Consider the following 16,403-nt stretch of genomic DNA (forward strand, 5'->3'; position numbering starts at 1 on the left):
AGAGGTTTCGGGAAGTCGGCAGGTTACAGTGCCTCGAACCCTTCCCGGGATCAGATGACCGAAACGCGGAAGTGCGTCTGGAGACTGAGGACGAAATGCGGACTGTCTGCCCGGTTCCAGGCGAGGTCCCGAGTGCCGATTTGTCCACTCGCTAACCGGACGGGCTGGCTCATCCTGGTTTAGCATGATGACCGTCCGCCATACTCGGCGGGCGGTCCTTTTTGCATGAAAGCGTTGACAATCTTCGGAACCACCGGTCGCCGCACCGTGTTTTGCGTTGGCGTGTACCAACGAGACAGGAGACATGAACCATGAACATCATCGCACAACAGGTGCTCACAGATCCCGGAGGCGTGATGACCGTCGAATGGGTTGCAGAAGGCGGAGATGTGATTTCCGTTCGCCTACAAAGCACTGGCGGAGACCTTGGCGTCGATGCGGCCGTGACCAAGGCCAAAGCTATGATGGTGCAAGTAGCCGCGTTCGAAGAGGGGGATGACCGCGAAATAGCCGGTGGCGATGAAACGGGATCGCCGGCGGTGGAGTCTTTGAGAAGCGCGCGCAGCGCAAAGGATACCGGCACTCTGGAAGAACAGCTCGACGAAGGTCTCGAGAGTTCGTTTCCCGCAAGCGACCCGGTTGCCGCGACCACCAGCTCTATTCCGACCGGACGCTCCGATCCCTCGAAGAACGAAAGCTAGACACGCGGCCCGCGCGCACGTCTTGTTTGCTCGATCGCCAGCGCGTTGCCAGCGGGCGCTCGGCTGCACCCCGGTTCCCGCATGCGGCGTAACTCTTTCCACTTGGCAGTTGGACCTGCCGACAGGAGACCTATCATGAAAAAGCTCGTTCTTGCTTCACTCGTGCTCACTCTGGCCGGTTCGGCCCTCGCCCAGTCCGCAATGGAAAAATCCGGCATAAACTCGCTGATCGGCGCTGCACCTAAAACACAGGATTTCGTCCAGGAAGCGGCGACAAGCGATCTGTTCGAAGTTCAGTCCAGCAGGCTTGCTTTGGAAAAGGGCGATGCCGCAACGAAGGTCTTCGCTCAGAAAATGGTCCAAGACCACGAAAAGACGACTGCTGACCTCAGTGGCCTCGTCTCCAGTGGCAAGGTCAAGGCGACCCTGCCGAAGACCATGACGACCGCTCAAAAGGAGATGCTCGCCAAGCTGAACGATCTCAAGGGCGAAGACTTTGGGAAACAGTACCGTTCCGATCAGCAGGAAGCGCATGAAGATGCGGTGGACCTGTTCAAGCGCTACAGCGAAGGCGGAGAAAACGCGGAGTTGAAGGCTTGGGCTGCAAAAACGCTTCCGGCCCTGGAGCACCATCTGGAAATGGCGGAGAACCTTTTCAAATAGCGCAATGGCGTTCGAGGGCACGGCCGGGACTATCCGAGATGACGCTCGATGTGACGAGGATCGCAGTGCGAGCCTCCGGGTCAACTAAATGGCCGGGCACAAGATTGCGCTTTGAACCATCCAAGTTTGGTGCGCGCCCCTGCAGCCGTGGAACCAAATCCCGTCCGCCCGGTTGCCCCCGGGCTCAGACGGATTTCTCGTGTTATGGCGACCTTAAGCATCAACCGCACCGCGCCAGCTACCGATCGCCGATCGGGCGGTTTCGCTTTCGGCGACCATGTCCCTGGCTCGTCGCTCCGCGCGGTCTTAAAGGAGGCAGGGACTGCCGCTGCTGCGGCCCCAAGCACGCAACCCAAATCGTGTTTGGTGAAGCGCCGCCCGACGCGGACCTCGTGCTCGTCGGGGAACAGCCGGGGGATAAGACCTCGCCGGCCACCCTTTTGTCGCTCCGGCCGGTCGGGTCCTCAGCGTCTTGGCCGGTATCCCGCCAAGACTGCTACCTGACCAACGCCGTCAAGGATTTCAAGCATGAACAACGGGGCAAACGAAGGCTACATGCACGACCGAATGCAGGCGAACTCCAACGTTGCTGCTGGTGGTTCGGCGCCGAGCTGCCCTCGTCCGCTCGGATGCGGTCGTCGCACTTGGCGCGACCGCCGCGCAGGCATTGCTCGGGGGGTCGGTCAAGATCATGCGCGATCGCGGGCGCCCGATAGACGTCGCTGCCCCCTTCATGATCCTCGTGACCGTTTACCCAGCCTATCTGTTGCGGATCCGCGCGGTCGCGGGCTCTTACTCCGAGCAGGGTTGGACCCGCTTTAACGCGGCGCGCAATCCCTGTAGCAGGGGAAATTGAGAAGGAGCGCTTAAGTCTCTGCAACCCCGATCCTTCAACCGGTACCGATGGGGCTTGCTTTGGCGGTTGCAGGAGGGCCTTAGTTCTCGTCACCCGGATATGCAGAGTTCTTCAGCAGGGTGGCAACATGGGATGCATTGCGGGCAAGCATTGCAATCATCGTTTTTACCGGCTCAGGGGTCTTTCTCAGATCGACGAAGTTGGTAGAGCCCATCGCTTCGCCAACCCAGTAAGCGACCGCATTTGCCGGAATGGTGAAGCCGACGTCGTTGAGTGCCTGAAAAACTTCGGCGGAAACGTGATGGGCGCCGTCTTCGTTGCCGACGACAGCAACGACGGCAATCTTGCCGTAAGAAACCATGCGCCCTTTTTCGTCGGTTTCATCAAGGAATGCGTCCATCCTCTCCAGGGCACGCTTGCACACACTCGATGGCTGCCCGAGCCAGATGGGCGTGCCGATGAGCAGGATGTTGGCATCGAGGATCTTCTTGCGTATATCGGGCCAATCATCCCCCTCACCTTCATCGGAAGTCACGCCTGGTTTTACGTTGTGATCGGCCAGGCGGATCGTCTCAGTGTCGACGCGATGCTTCTCGAATTCCGCCGCAATAAGACTTAGGAGTTTATCGGTGGACGACGCCTCGGTGGCTGCGGAGGATTTTAAGGTGCAGTTTAAGGCAAGCGCTTTCAGAGGCATCGACGGATCCTTCTCACTCGGGACGGGTAACCGGGTTGTTCAAACGACCAGATGTCGTTGACGCTCCGGACTGCGTTACGCTTCACGGCGAGGCGTCGCCGCTAAGAAATCTTCGGTCTTCACGAGTTCGAGCTGGACTGAATACCGATCGCTGAGCAGATCCATGGCGGCATCGTGCGTTTCGTCGGCGCCGCTATAGACCGCATCGCAAAGCACGGTGACGCCAAACCCGAGATCGATCGCGCCGAGGATGGTCGCCAGGACGCAGATATCCGTCTCGCCGCCAGTAACGACGAGGGTTTCCACGCCTTCTTGTCGAAGGTGCGAAAACAACCGGCCATCAACCCAGGGCGAATAGGTCGTTTTGTCGAAGACGCGGGCTGGCGGCACAAGGTTTTGAAACGAGGGCGGCAGCTCGAGCATTTCTTTAGGCAGGTGCTCGCCGGTCATCATCCACCATTTTTGATAGTAGTCCCTCCAACTTCCCGCCGCGTCGCGTGGATTTAGGGGTGGTATAAATCGGGTGAAGATTGTGTTGCTCGCATGGCGTTCCGATATTTCGACAAGTTGCGGTAGTACGTTTTTCATCCACGGCACGTGCCAGGGCGTCTGCTCCAAAAACATCCGCTGGGCATCGACGCAGATATGCCGCCACTTGCCGACTGCTTTCATGCCCGGTGCCTCCTTCAAGATCAACCGAACCCGCGAACGGCGTGACTGGTTCCCGGATGCCCGGAGTTTTCTGCCACAGGCCAATCACCAAAGGCACACAGAACCTTCTTGCAGGCTGCGCGTTCTCTCCTGACGGAAGAACGGAGCTGCTCGGCCTGTTCGCGGGCAGGCACCGCTTCATCGCGCTCCCCGACTTGGAGAACTGGCCGGACGGCGCATGCTCGGGCTGCTCAATGTTTGCAGACAGCGTCACTCGTCACGAGCTAGTTGCGCGACTGGCTTGTCGCACATGGGTACATGGGCGACGTCGCGCAGCCCACTCCGATTCGGTTGGATTCGGAAGGCGTAAATCGCGAAGAGGTGCAGTAGTACCGTAAGCGATGTGCTGATCCCACATTGGCTGGATAACACCGAACTGTGGTATCAAGCATCAATCGCAGAAGAGCGCTATGGTCGGATAGCGACAATATGAGAACTTGGATTGTGAGGCCTATCACGGTTTCCGCTGTCTATGCCGAAAAGCATCGACGAACGCCGAGAAGGCTGGCGAAGGATTGCGCCGGCTTGGATAATAGAGATGGTAGCCTTGGAAGGTCGGACACCAGTCCGAAAGCACCTGCCGCAGCCGCCCACGCTCGACATGTCGCAAGACAAGGTCCGTGGGCACGTAGGCAAGACCGATGCCGTCCAATGCAGCGTCTATCGCGGGAGCGATGTTGCTCAAGGTGAGCTGGCCCTCCACCCGCACGCTGAACTCGCGGCCGTCCCGCTCGAATTCCCAGGCATAAAGCCCCCCGGACGTTGGAAGGCGAAGGTTGACGCAGTTGTGGCCTGTCAGGTCCTGCGGGATTGACGGCGGCCCGTGCCGCTCCAGATAGTCGGGCGAGGCAACGACGGAATACGACACGTCGGGTCCTATGCGCACCGCCACCATATCTCGGGCAACGGCCTCGCCAAGACGGACGCCAGCGTCGAACTGCCGCTCAACAATGTTGGTGAAGCCATTGTCGACGATAATCTCCACCGTTACGTCTGGGAAGTCCCGCAGGAATGCCGAGAGCCGACGGCGGAACACGAGCTCGACCGCATCGTCGGGGCAGACCACCCGTACGTCGCCGGACGGCTTGTCGCGTAATGCGCTGATCGCGTCGATCCCTGCGGCGATGCTCTCGAAATGCGGCTGGATGCTCTCCATGAGACGTTCGCCGGCCGCCGTGGGGGCCACGTCCCGCGTGGTGCGGGAAAGAAGCCGGATGCCCAGCCGCTCCTCCAGCGCGCTGACTGTGTGACTGAGGGCCGAGCGTGTGAGACCAAGCTTGGCGGCAGCGCGCGTGAAGCTCCGCTCCTTGGCAACTTCCAAGAATGCTCTCATCTCGGTGAACTCGTCCCGCCGCATTGTTGAATCTCCTTCACATCGACATGCAGATTATGCCTTCTAGTCTGTCTAACCCCGTTTGGCTATTTGTTGCGGCGACCCTAAAGGAGAGCCGTAATGGTCGTTGAACTGACAGCGAATGACATAATCTCGACGGAAGCCGCAGATACGCCATGGGCTGCCGTGACCTGCCTGTCGCTCCTGACCTTTCTTCTAGTCGGATTGGAGTTCCTGCCGGTCAGCCTCCTGACACCGATCGCCGGAGAACTATCGGTATCGGAAGGACAGGCCGGGATGGCCATCACGGTCTCGGGCGTCTTCGCTTTAATCACCAGCCTCTTCGGCAACGGCTTTCTGTCGAAATGGGACAGGAAGGCAGTCGTTCTGCTCTACACCGGGGTTCTGGTCCTCTCCAGTCTGACAGTCGCCCTCGCTCCCAACTTCGCCGTCTTTCTCGCGGGTCGGGCTCTTGTCGGTGTCGCGATCGGCGGTTTCTGGTCGCTGTCGACAGCCATCCTCGCACGTCTGGCATCGAAGTCGGACCTGCCGAAGGCCATCGCTTTGCTCCAAGGCGGCACCGCGCTCGCCATCGTTGTCGCGGCTCCTCTCGGCAGCTTTCTCGGCGGGCTGATCGGCTGGCGCGGCACCTTCCTGATCACGGTTCCGATCGGTCTCGTCGCCCTGATCTGGCAGTTTGCGGTTCTGCCGAAGATGCCTGCGACGGAAACCGTGTCGGTCGGCCGGATGTTGCGGCTCTTGCGCAACCGCGCCTTCCTGATCGGCATGGCGGCGACGGGTCTCGTCTTCATGGGGATGAACGCGCTTTCGATCTATCTGCGTCCGTTTCTCGAAGGTGTCACCGGGGTGGAACTCAACACGCTCTCGCTGATGCTTCTGGGTGTCGGACTCGGCGGTTTGGCCGGGACTTCCCTGATTGGCTTCGTTCTGCGCCGACACCTGACCGCCGCGCTTATTGGTCTGCCGGGCACGGTCGCCCTGATCGCTGTCCTGCTGATCGGCTTCGGGTCTTCACTGTGTGCTACCGCGGTCCTTCTCGTGCTCTGGGGATTCTTCTCGACCCCGACCCCGGTGGCCTGGAACACTTGGATGGCGAGGCTAGTCCCCGGTGAACTGGAAGCGGCGGGCGGTATCCAGGTCGCTCTGATCCAGTTGGCCATTGCAGGGGGGGCGTTTGCAGGCGGCGTTCTTTTCGACATCGCAGGCTGGTGGAGCGCTTTCCTTCTGGCCGCCCTCCTTCTTGCAGGCTCGGCCGCGTTCGGAGCGCTCGCCGGCCGCCGCGTTTGACCTCTCAACAATCTCGAACGGGAGAACATCATGACTCAAGGGATCGAAAATAAAGTCGTCGTCATCACCGGCGCGAGCAGTGGACTGGGAGAAGCTACGGCACGCCATCTCGCCGAGCGAGGTGCCACCGTGGTGCTCGGTGCTCGGCGGTGTGACCGCATCGATGCACTGGCCGACGAACTCACCGCAAAGGGCTACAAGGCCAGGGCGGTCCAGACAGATGTCACGGACAGGCAGCAGGTTAGCAACCTGGTGGACACCGCGGTGAGCGAATTCGGCCGCATCGACGTCATGCTGAACAATGCGGGCCTGATGCCGCTTGCCCCGCTCGAACGTCTCAAGGTGGACGAGTGGGACCGCATGATCGACGTCAACATCAAGGGCGTGCTCTACGGCATCGCCGCGGCGCTGCCGCATATGAAGGCGCGGAAGTCCGGACACATCATCAACGTTTCCTCGGTCTACGGGCATGTCGTCGATCCGGGTGCCGCTGTCTACTGCGCCACCAAGTTCGCCGTCCGCGCACTCTCCGAAGGGCTGCGCAAGGAGGTGAAGCCTTACAGCATCCGGACGACCATCATCTCGCCCGAGCCGTCAGCACCGAGCTTCTCGATCATATCAGCGAGAAGGATATCCAGGCAGGCACGAAGGAGTTCGTGAGCAAGATCGCCGTGGGTGCGGACACCTTCGCCCGGACTGTCGCCTTCGCGGTAAGCGAGCCAGACGACGTCGACATCAACGAAATCCTGTTCCGGCCCACCGCGCAACCAGTTTAACAGGACTCGCATCATGGCGACGAACACCTTGGCTATGACCCGGCGGGGGATCGTAGGTGGCGCTCTGGCGGCCGCGACTTTGCCCTTTGCGGTACGTGGGCAGGACGGCCGCGATCCCGCCAGCCAGGAACCGACCGACGTCAAGATCAGAATGACCTTCAACGACCTGTCGCTGACGGCCACGCTTTACGACAATCCATCCGCGCGCGATTTCGCCTCGATGCTTCCTCTGGACCTCAGGATCGAGGATTTTGGGGGGAACGAGAAGATCGTCCGTCTGCCGCGGAAGTTAACCGAGGAAGGCAGCGGCTCGTTCGGAAACGAGCGGCCCGGCGACCTCTGCTACTTCAAGACATGGGGCAATCTCGCCCTGTTCTACGACGACTACCGTTGGGACGGGCTGATCCGTCTCGGCCGCTTCGACGGGGGCTTCGAGCCTCTGCTCGTTCGCGGCGCATACCCCGTGCGGATCGAACGGATTTGAATTATCCACGCCACCATCCGAAGAGGACCAACCGAATGAAAAACTTCATGATCACACTTATGGCGCTGACGCTGGCCGCGTCCTCTCTCGCCTTCGCCGATGACAGCAAGTCTGCGATAACGGGGACGTGGCGCATGACGTCGCTACATGTCACCGACGCGAACGGCAAGCAGACCGAAATCCCCTATTCAGGCCAGGTCATCTTCTCGCAAGGCGGAACGCTCTCCGTCCAGGCGATGAACCCGGACGCCGCCGCGGAACCGACGCCTTATACGGCGAACGGATATGAGGCGTACTACGGCCCGGTGGAAGTCGACGAAGCCAAGAAAAGGTTTGCCATCATGGTGGAATCGTCACTTGTCCGAAATCTCATCGGTCAGCGCATGGAGCGGAGGTTCGAGGTCGATAACGATCAGCTCACAATCACGCCCGCCGATCCCAAGGAAGGCTGGCGCGTGACCTACGAAAGGCTCTGAGGAGAATGGCCCACTGAGAGTAATCTGGAACGGAAGGAGGCGCTCGACCCGAACGGGAAGCGCCTCCTTCGTTAACCCGGATGACGTCGAACGTGCCAGCTATGCAGCTTGCTACAGGATGTCATCGAAACGGGTGATACGCGATAAATGGACATCGGAAAGCTCCTGTTCAAGATGCGCAAAAATCTGACATCCCGACGGTGCGATCCGCCCCAACATATTCAATAGACAGGTTGCTCAATCGGCTGGTTTGCTCTTTGAGCGCGCTAGCGGCCAACCCCGATGGATGACCGCAATGGGGCAAACTGCGGTCAATGGCGGGAACTGCATTGTATGGCGGGATAATTCCACGGCAAAAGGCCATCAATCTGGCTCTGCTTGTGACCATTGACGATAGCGGTTAGCGTATCGGTCAGGTAGGCCTGCGGATCGACGGCATTGAGCTTGCAGGTTTCAATGAGAGAGGCGATGGTCGCCCAATTCTCTGCTCCAGCGTCATGCCCTGCGAAGAGTGCGTTCTTCCGATTGAGGGCGATGGGACGGATGGTTCGCTCGACGCTGTTGTTGTCGATCTCGATGCGGCCGTCGTTGAGGAACAGCTTCAGGCCATCCCAGTATTTGGCGATGTAGGCCAAGGCCTCGCCGAGTGGGGACTTCGTTGCAACACGGGCACGGTGATGGACGAGCCAGGCCCGCATATCGGCGATCAGCGGCGCTGAACGTTCCTGCCGTCCGGCAAGGCGAGCCCCCGGATCAAGGCCACGCAGTTCGGTCTCGATCCGATAGAGTTCACCGATCCGTTTAACGCCGTCTTCGGCAATCGGTGCTGTTCCATTGCGGGTGATCTCTACCAGCTTGCGCCGAGCATGGGCCCAACAATAGGCAAGCCTGATGTTCGCACCGACACGGTCTGGCGCGATCATCCTGTTGTATCCGGCATAGCCATCGACTTGCAGGATGCCGGAGAAGCCCTGCAATATCCTTTCGGCGTGAATGCCCCCGCGACCTGGCGCATAGGTGAAGGCCACACCTGGTGGAGCACCGCCACCCCAAGAACGATCATCTCGTGCCAGCGCCCAGAAGCATCCGGTCTTGGTTTTGCGCGAGCCGGGATCGAGCACCGGGGCACGGGTCTCGTCCATGAACAGCTTGGTCGAGCGCTTCAGGTCAGCAATCAGCGCATCGAAGACCGGGCGAAGCTCGTAGGCCGCCCGACCGACCCAGTCGGCGAGCGTTGAGCGATCCAAATCGATGCCTTGGCGGCTCATGATCTGGGCCTGCCGATATAGCGGAAGGTGATCGGCATATTTGGAAACCAGCACATGGGCGACGGTCACTTCCGTCGGCAGTCCTGCCTGGATCAGCCGCGCTGGAGCCGGGGCCTGAACGACGCCGTCGGTGCAGGCACGGCACGCATATTTGGGGCGGCGGGTGACAATGACGCGGAACTGCGCCGGGACTACATCCAGTCGCTCTGAGACATCCTCGCCAATGCAATGCAGGCAACCACCGCAGGCACAGATCAGGCTTTCCGGTTCGATCACCTCCTCGACACGGGGAAGATGTTTTGGAAAGAAGCCGCGATTGGTCGCGCGTGGCTTGGCAGCAATCCTGTTTCCAGCAGGAACGTCCGCCTCATCCTCGGCACGGATGGCAGCCCTGGCCGTTTCCAGGTCTTCCAGCGCCAGATCGAACTGGTCGGGATCGGTCTTCTCGGACTTGCGCCCGAAGGCTGCCTGCTTGAAAGCGGCGACCAGTCTCTCAAGCCGTTCGATCCGCTCATCCTTGCGAGCAATCTGGGCATCCTTGCCTGCCTCGCGGGCCTGCGCCGCAATCAGCATCGCCTTCAGGGCAGCGACATCATCGGGAAGATGGGCGGTATCCAGCATGGCCAAAACCTACCAAATCCCGGCTCGTTTTGCCTTCGGAATCTATGATGCTGAGTCATCGTGCCGCAGCTATTCGACAGTCTCCGGCGTTCTCGTCTTGACAGCATGAACCCGCCGCCAATCGAGGCCTGCAAACAGGGCTTCGAATTGGGCGTGGGTCAACGTCATCAGTCCATCCTTGATGCCGGGCCAGGTGAAGGTGTGCTCTTCCAGCCTCTTGTAGGCCAGGACGATACCTGAGCCGTCCCAGTAGATCAGCTTCAGCCGGTCTGCCTTGCGCGACCGGAACACAAAGACTGTTCCGGTGAACGGGTCCTTGTGCAGCTCGTTCTTCACAAGCGCCGCCAATCCGTTATGACCCTTCCGGAAGTCGACCGGTTTGGTAGCCACCATGATCCGCACACGGCTCAATGGAAAGATCATATCGTGGCTGCCAAAGCACGCGCGATGGCAGCGATCCGGGCAGCAGACGCCCCTTCCTCAAGACGGATCGTGACCGGACCGACGACAATCTCTGCGCGGGAGACTGCTTTGGCAGTCGGCGGCTCCGGCGCGGGCGTCTCGATAACCATCGTCGCGAATTCGACTGTATCCTCCGGCGCAGGCAAAACCAGCTTGCCCTGCCGCGCCAGCGTGCGCCAGGACGACAGGTGGTTGGCCTTCAGACCGTGGCGTTCTGCGATTTCGTTCACCGTCACGCCCGGGCGCAAGCTCTCCGAGACGATCCGTGCCTTCATCTCGTCAGGCCATTGGCGATGAGCTTCACGTCTGCTCCGCCGCGTCGTGAGAACCTCCAACGTAGTCTCCATGGAGAAACTCCTTTGTCATCCATGGAACGTCGATCACAGATCAGGCGACGGCAGACAATGTGGGGCGAAAACAGCGGTTACGTAGTACCCCGGTTTTATGAAATAACATTCCTCACCTGCATGCGGCCTATTGCCGGCTAAGGCCGGGAAGATATGGACATTTCGGCGAAGCAACCCGGTCGTTGCTCCTGCACGTGCATGAGCGGATTTCAGCCAAGTCGCCGTGTCACGCTAAAAAGCCCGTTATTCCGGACGCGGCAGCGAAGCCGAATATCTTGCGGGCAAGATGGCGGCCGCCGGAAACGACGTATCTCTACCTAAGTTTATGTGGAGAAGGGCAAAATCGAGTTCCTTTGAGCTGCTAGATGCGTCGCGGCATTAAGCTGCGGCAAGCCACGACCTCATGTCCCATTTCAGTGAGAAGGTCCTCAAGGTTTAGAGAATGAGAACTTCATCCTCGACGATCAGAATCCGCCGCCCCTCCGCTTTGGCCACTTCGCCCTCCCAGGAAATCTTCACCGGCGGGAATTGGTGCGACCATCGTGCACTCAAGGCCGGTGATCTCGTAGCCAACACGAACCTCTCCTCGCAGTTCCGAAGCCAGTGCCCGTTCAATCAGGAGTGAGCCAAAACCCTTGCGTGTCGGCCGAGCGACCGGAGGTCCGCCGCTCTCCCGCCAGCTTAGGAAGAGCTGCCGTCCGGCGCCCTCGCCTTGGATTTTCCATGCGATCAGGACGCGGCCTTTTTCCGACGTAAGTGCACCATATTTTGCGGCATTCGTACTAAGTTCATGGAGCGCCATGGCAACCGCCAATGCCGCACTCGGCGAAAGCCGAATGCTCGGGCCTTCAATCTGGAAGCGGTTTTCTCCCCCGGCATGAGGCCTCACCGTATCGGCCACGATTTCACGCAGATCTGCGCTCTGCCAGCTCTCTCGCGTCAGAAGGTCGTGCGCTTTGGACAGATTGATCAGCCGCGACCCGAAAGCCTCCCGCGCTTCCTCCAGCGTCGATGCGTGCCCCAGTGTCTGCGCCGCGATAGATTGAATGACAGCCATCGTGTTCTTGACGCGATGGTTGAGCTCCCCCATCAGGGTTATGCGATGCTGATCGGCGCGCCGCCGTTCAGTCATGTCTCGTGCGATGGTCGAAGCGCCGATGACAACGCCCACGGCATTCCTGAGCGGTGAGATCGTCAATGAAACCCACATCTCGCTTCCGTCCTTGCGCTGGCGCAGCGTCTCGTAGTGCTGAATGTGCTCGCCCCTTCGGACACGCTCCAGGATATCCCGCTCCTCATCGTGGCGGTCCGGCGGAACCAGGGTCATTATCGATTGGCCGACAATCTCATCGGCCTCGTAGCCGAACAGCCGCTCTGCGCCGATGTTCCAGCTTTTGACGACGCCCTCCAGCGACTTGCTGATGATCGCGTCGTCTGACGAGGCGACGATGGCGGCCAGGCGTTGCGCCACCGCCTCGGCCTGCTTGCGTTCGGAGATGTCCACCAGCATGTTCACCGCCCCGGTGACCTCGCCGGAGGCGTCTCGCAAAGGGGTCGGATAGGCCAAAGAAGGGCACGCGCACGCCGTCGGGTCGCTCAGCCGCGGCTTCGGCAGCGTGTATCGATCTTTTCTCCCTCAGGGCAATTGCCATGGGGCATTGGTCGTGCGGCAGGACCGTACCATCCGGTCGATACAAACGCCAGGATCCGCACCACGCCGTGCCTAGATCCGGACTGCGTCCCCACAATTCAGCGGCAGCCGGATTGTAGGACGTGATCCGGCCTTCCGCGTCAGTGGTGTAAACTGCGCCCGGCAGCGACCCGACAAGATCCCTCAGGCGCTGTTCACTGGTGCGAACAATGCTATCGGCCTCTCTGCGTTCGGTGACATCCTCGATGGCGAGCAGGATCAGTCCGTCTCGGCCGTCGCCTTCGGAGAGCTTGCGGGCATTGAGTATCATGCTGCGCCGGCCGATCTCGCGAAATTCGTGTTCGACCTCGTAGTCGGAAAGTTCCTGGTCCTTCGACAGCACCTCTTCAAGCAACATCCGAAGGGCGGGAACGTCCCACTGCCCGTTGCCAAGCGCGTAGAGCAGCCTGCCCTCGGTGTCTTTCCGCAAAACCTTGAACAGATCGTAGAAGGCGGGATTGGCCGAGACCACCCGCAGCTCGGCGTCGAGAACGATCAGGGGCTGCCGCACCGTCCTGACGATCGCCTCGGCGTAGAGGCGCGCGTCGTCAACGGCCTCGGCGGCCGCCCTTCGTTCAGTGATATCGCTGAAAGTGATCACGATGCCGGCGATGCGGTTGTCTCGCGTGCGGTAAGGCAGGATACGACGGAGGTACCAGCGCCCGGTGTCCGCGCGAATTTCGGCCTCGATGGTCGTGAGTTTGCTGAGCACTGTCTGCGTATCATCGAGCAGGTTCTCGTCGGAGAACTTGCGCGCAAAGTGGGCGATTGGTCGACCGATGTCGGAAGTCACGAGGTTGAAAAGCTCCTTCATCGCCGGTGCGAACCAAGTGATTGCTAACTTCTCATCGAGAAACAGCGTTGCCGTTTCCGAGCCGGCCAGAAGGTTGTTCAGATCATTGGTGGAGCGCTCCAACTCGGAGATCTTGTGCTGAAGCTGGCTGTTGACGGTGTTCAGCTCCTCGTTGAAGGACTGTAGCTCTTCCTTGGAGGTTTCGAGCTCTTCGTTGGTGGACTGAAGTTCCTCGTTCATCGAGATCGCTTCCTCATTTGAAGCCTTCAGCTCCTCGTTGGCGGTCTCGAGGTGCTCGATGGTGTTGCGCAACTCGGCGCGCATCGAGATCAGTTCTTCCTGAAGTGCCCGCTCGCCGGACGTCGTTTCGAGCACGTCGTGGCCGGCTGGATCGCCGGACGCGGCAGGCGCTTCATCCGCCGTAAAGCTCACCAGAATCAGTTTGCCGCCCTGTGGCGAAGCCGGCAGCGGCATCACGGTCATGGCGACCCGCCGCGACGCTCCGTTCTGTCGCACCCGCGCATGAACCGTGGCGGTCCTGTCGCCCTTCGTGGCTTCTCGCAGCGCACCGCGTAGCTTGAGGCCCAATCCCTCCCGCGTCATGGCGAGCAGATCTCTGGTGGGCTCTCCCGAAGGCTGCTCCAGATAGTCGCCGGTCGACCCATGGAAATATAGAGCACGACCTTTCTGATCGATCAACACCGACGCAGGCGCGTAGCGCTCCAGCAGGGCCCGGCGCGCAGTCTCAGCCAGCCTCGCCGATTCCGCTGGCGTGGCGAGCGGCCCGCCCGCAGTTCCCGCGCCAACCGATCCGCGCAGAGGCCGATAGTCGATGAGATCGTGGCGCGTTGGTCCGGTGCGGGCATAAATGCGCCACTTCTTCGAGATGGTGTCGAAGAGCTCATCATGCCGTCCGATCGTCTCGGCATTGCCGAGGAACAGATGTCCGCCCGGACGAAGCGCGAAATGGTATTGCGCGATGACGCGCTGCTGCGCCTCCGGCTCCAGATAGATCAGGAAATTACGACAGGAAATGAGGTCGAGCCGAGAGAACGGCGGATCGCGAAGCACGTTGTGTGCTGCGAACACGACCGAGTCGCGGAGCTCCTTTCTGACCTGGAAGCAACCATCAAGCTTTTCGAAGAAACGGCAGATACGTTCTGGCGGAAAATCTGCGAGCGCGGATGCGGGATAAATGCCGTCACGCGCCTTGTGCAGATTCCCCTCCAGCGCGTCGGTGGCAAAGACTTTCAGATCGAACCGCTTTCCGGCGGCCTCCGCCTGCTCGGTTATTAGCATGGCGTTGGTATAGGCCTCTTCTCCCGTGGCACAGGCAGGAACCCAGATGCGGATCTCACTGCCGCTGTCGCGTTCTGCAACGAGTGGCGCGATTGCGAGGCTGGCGAGCGCCCTCCATGCTTCCGGATCTCGGAAGAACCCGGTCACGCTGATCATCAGGTCGGCCGCCAAGGCGGCCGCCTCGCCGGCGTCGGTCCGGAGATCTTTGACATAGTCCAAGGGTGTGTTGATGTTTCTCAGCCCCATGCGACGATGAATGCGCCGCCTCAGGGTGTTGCGCTTGTAGCTGCCGAAATCGTGCCCGTTTCGAGCGCGCACGACGTCCAGGATCTGTTCTATCGCCGCTTCGCCCGCCACGTGACCGGGCTCGACCCCGGCGGGATCGGAAACATAGCCATGCTTGAGATACGCAACCAGGATTGCTGGCATCGCCTCGGCAGCCAGCACATGGTCGGCAAGCCCAGCAGCGATCGCACTTCGCGGCATAGCATCGAATCTGGCAGTCTCGGGCGATTGCACCAGGCTCATCCCGCCTTCCGCCCGGATCTGCTTCAGGCCTTCCGTGCCGTCGCTTCCGGTCCCCGAAAGCACGATTGCAACTGAGCGCTCATGGCGTTCCGCCGCGATCGACGCAAACAGCACGTCGATCGGATGCCGCTTCCCGCGAGGCTCCGCTGGCCTTGATACTCTCAGCCGCTGGGATTCCAGCTTGAGATCCGTATCGGGGGCAATGACGTAGACGCTGTCGGGCGCGAGCGATAGTGCGCCTTCGACCTGCACGACTGGCATTCTAGTGTGAGAGCCAAGAATGCGCGCCATCTCGCTTTTGCGCTTCGGATCGAGATGCAGCACTACGACGAAGGCACAGCCGCTGTTAACCGGCATGGCGTCAAAAAAGCTGCTCAGTGCCTCGATGCCGCCAGCTGACGCGCCGATGCCGACGACCGGAATGTCGGCGGCAGCAACAGAAGAGGCCGTCTTTCTTGCAAGCGTCCGCACCGCCGCAGGTTCTTTAGGACCGCTCTTTACAAATGATTGTCTTGGCACGGGACACCCTTTCAATGATGCGCCATTGCGCGTGAAGAGCTGAGAACGTGCGCCAAGTGGCGCCGCTTCATGAATATATCCCTCTGGGCAACCGCCGAGGCCATCAACTGATGGACGGCAAAAACGTCTTGGCCGCAAGATTTACGTGATCATTGACCTTCCTTGCGGCGAATATGTTGCGCGCAACATGCGGGCGCGTAAAGTCGGCTGCACGCGCTCGATCGGCTCGTGTCGCAAAGTCGAAATCGCCGAAACGGATAACGTTTACAGAAGGGCGGCAGCTCGTTGTTGTCGTCCTGCGTCGTTGAAGACGACATATCAACTCACCCTCCGCTGTTTAATCCAGATGGCGCGTTCTCCCGCCTGACGTAGGCTGGTAGCACAGCGGCCAAGAGAGAGCTTTCGTTCGAAATGGATACTCGGAACTCGGACACCAGAAGCCGTGCGAGATGTTCAGCACGAGAACCGTTGTATCTGATACCTTGCGCAAACTGCGTCGACACACGCCTCAGCAGGTCGATTTCCGCGACGTTCATCAAGTCGTTCCCATTCTCGCTGAATTCGGGCACCCGTTTCGCCTCCTCCTAGATCTGGAGAGGCCGATTGAGGATGTGAAGCACATCGGAGGCCAACTGTTGATCGAGACCGGTCATCGTCCAGGAGTCGATATGGGCCGGCACTCCCGTAAACACGTGGTAAATCGTCCAGGACTCGTCACCTTCCACACGCCTGCCGTATTGATAGAGTTTGCCCAAGTTACCGGGTGCCCCACCGTCTCGCTGCCAGCGCGCGATGACAATCTCATTTTTTCGATGGGTAGATTCCATTTGCGTCTATCTCCTGTCTTGGCGCATCTGATATTACGGCGCCA

At 60.2% G+C, this 16,403-nt stretch carries 14 protein-coding genes and 1 pseudogene; 6 read left to right on the forward strand and 9 right to left on the reverse strand.

Translation table 11 applies throughout. The annotated features are described in order from the left end of the window. Positions 1–311: 311 nt before the first annotated feature. Positions 312–701 carry a hypothetical protein gene (locus tag ASD63_RS10980; RefSeq protein ID WP_060529266.1) on the forward strand — a complete coding sequence of 130 codons (390 nt, stop codon included), beginning with the start codon at positions 312–314 and terminating at the stop codon, positions 699–701. 135 nt (positions 702–836) lie between these two features. Continuing rightward, a complete protein-coding gene (locus ASD63_RS10985) occupies positions 837–1,364 on the forward strand; it encodes a DUF4142 domain-containing protein (protein ID WP_060529267.1) in 528 nt (175 codons plus the stop codon). Positions 1,365–2,299: 935 nt separating this feature from the next. Here the strand turns inward: ASD63_RS10985 and ASD63_RS10995 are convergent. From ASD63_RS10995 to ASD63_RS11005, 3 genes are all read right to left on the reverse strand, one after another. After that, positions 2,300–2,917 carry a flavodoxin family protein gene (locus ASD63_RS10995; protein ID WP_060529268.1) on the reverse strand — a complete coding sequence of 206 codons (618 nt, stop codon included), beginning with the start codon at positions 2,915–2,917 and terminating at the stop codon, positions 2,300–2,302. Between the two features lie 75 nt (positions 2,918–2,992). Then, on the reverse strand, positions 2,993–3,589 hold the full coding sequence (locus ASD63_RS11000; RefSeq protein ID WP_034800483.1) for a cysteine hydrolase: 597 nt from the start codon (positions 3,587–3,589) through the stop codon (positions 2,993–2,995). Positions 3,590–4,082: 493 nt separating this feature from the next. Continuing rightward, positions 4,083–4,985, reverse strand: a complete 903-nt coding sequence (locus tag ASD63_RS11005) for a LysR family transcriptional regulator (RefSeq protein WP_060520219.1) — start codon at positions 4,983–4,985, stop codon at positions 4,083–4,085. A 96-nt stretch (positions 4,986–5,081) separates the two neighbouring features. On the opposite strand from ASD63_RS11005, the gene ASD63_RS11010 reads away from it, so the two are divergent. The 4 genes and pseudogenes from ASD63_RS11010 to ASD63_RS11025 all read left to right on the forward strand — a co-directional run bounded on the left by ASD63_RS11010 (position 5,082) and on the right by ASD63_RS11025 (position 8,005). After that, the gene (locus ASD63_RS11010) at positions 5,082–6,269 is read left to right on the forward strand and encodes an MFS transporter (RefSeq protein ID WP_060520220.1); all 1,188 of its coding nucleotides are present in this window, start codon (positions 5,082–5,084) and stop codon (positions 6,267–6,269) included. A 30-nt stretch (positions 6,270–6,299) separates the two neighbouring features. Next, positions 6,300–7,045: pseudogene (locus tag ASD63_RS11015) on the forward strand (SDR family oxidoreductase). Positions 7,046–7,058: 13 nt separating this feature from the next. Beyond that, a complete protein-coding gene (locus tag ASD63_RS11020; protein WP_060520222.1) occupies positions 7,059–7,529 on the forward strand; it encodes a cyclophilin-like fold protein in 471 nt (156 codons plus the stop codon). Positions 7,530–7,564: 35 nt separating this feature from the next. Next, a complete protein-coding gene (locus ASD63_RS11025) occupies positions 7,565–8,005 on the forward strand; it encodes a lipocalin-like domain-containing protein (protein WP_060520223.1) in 441 nt (146 codons plus the stop codon). A 311-nt stretch (positions 8,006–8,316) separates the two neighbouring features. On the opposite strand, the gene ASD63_RS11030 is transcribed toward ASD63_RS11025, so the two are convergent. The 6 genes from ASD63_RS11030 to ASD63_RS11050 form a co-directional block, all read right to left on the reverse strand. Continuing rightward, positions 8,317–9,894, reverse strand: a complete 1,578-nt coding sequence (locus ASD63_RS11030) for an IS66 family transposase (RefSeq protein WP_060529269.1) — start codon at positions 9,892–9,894, stop codon at positions 8,317–8,319. A gap of 69 nt (positions 9,895–9,963) precedes the next feature. Further along, positions 9,964–10,317 (reverse strand): IS66 family insertion sequence element accessory protein TnpB, encoded by a 354-nt coding sequence (gene tnpB / locus ASD63_RS11035; RefSeq protein WP_060529270.1) that lies wholly within the window; start codon positions 10,315–10,317, stop codon positions 9,964–9,966. Further along, positions 10,314–10,691 carry a transposase gene (locus ASD63_RS11040; RefSeq protein ID WP_244497228.1) on the reverse strand — a complete coding sequence of 126 codons (378 nt, stop codon included), beginning with the start codon at positions 10,689–10,691 and terminating at the stop codon, positions 10,314–10,316. The genes tnpB and ASD63_RS11040 overlap by 4 nt, the downstream gene beginning before the upstream one ends. A 463-nt stretch (positions 10,692–11,154) precedes the next feature. Beyond that, complete coding sequence (locus tag ASD63_RS34080) at positions 11,155–12,162, reverse strand: HWE histidine kinase domain-containing protein (RefSeq protein ID WP_244497231.1); 1,008 nt, start codon at positions 12,160–12,162, stop codon at positions 11,155–11,157. Continuing rightward, on the reverse strand, positions 12,050–15,484 hold the full coding sequence (locus ASD63_RS36090; protein WP_060529272.1) for a chemotaxis protein CheB: 3,435 nt from the start codon (positions 15,482–15,484) through the stop codon (positions 12,050–12,052). Before ASD63_RS36090 ends, ASD63_RS34080 begins: the two co-directional genes overlap by 113 nt. Positions 15,485–16,116: 632 nt before the next feature. Continuing rightward, positions 16,117–16,359, reverse strand: coding sequence for a hypothetical protein (locus ASD63_RS11050; protein WP_060529273.1), 243 nt, complete (start codon positions 16,357–16,359; stop codon positions 16,117–16,119). Between the last annotated feature and the right edge of the window lie 44 nt (positions 16,360–16,403).

The sequence above is a fragment of the Ensifer sp. Root558 genome, from assembly GCF_001427045.1.
Taxonomy (GTDB): Bacteria; Pseudomonadota; Alphaproteobacteria; order Rhizobiales; family Rhizobiaceae; genus Ensifer; species Ensifer adhaerens.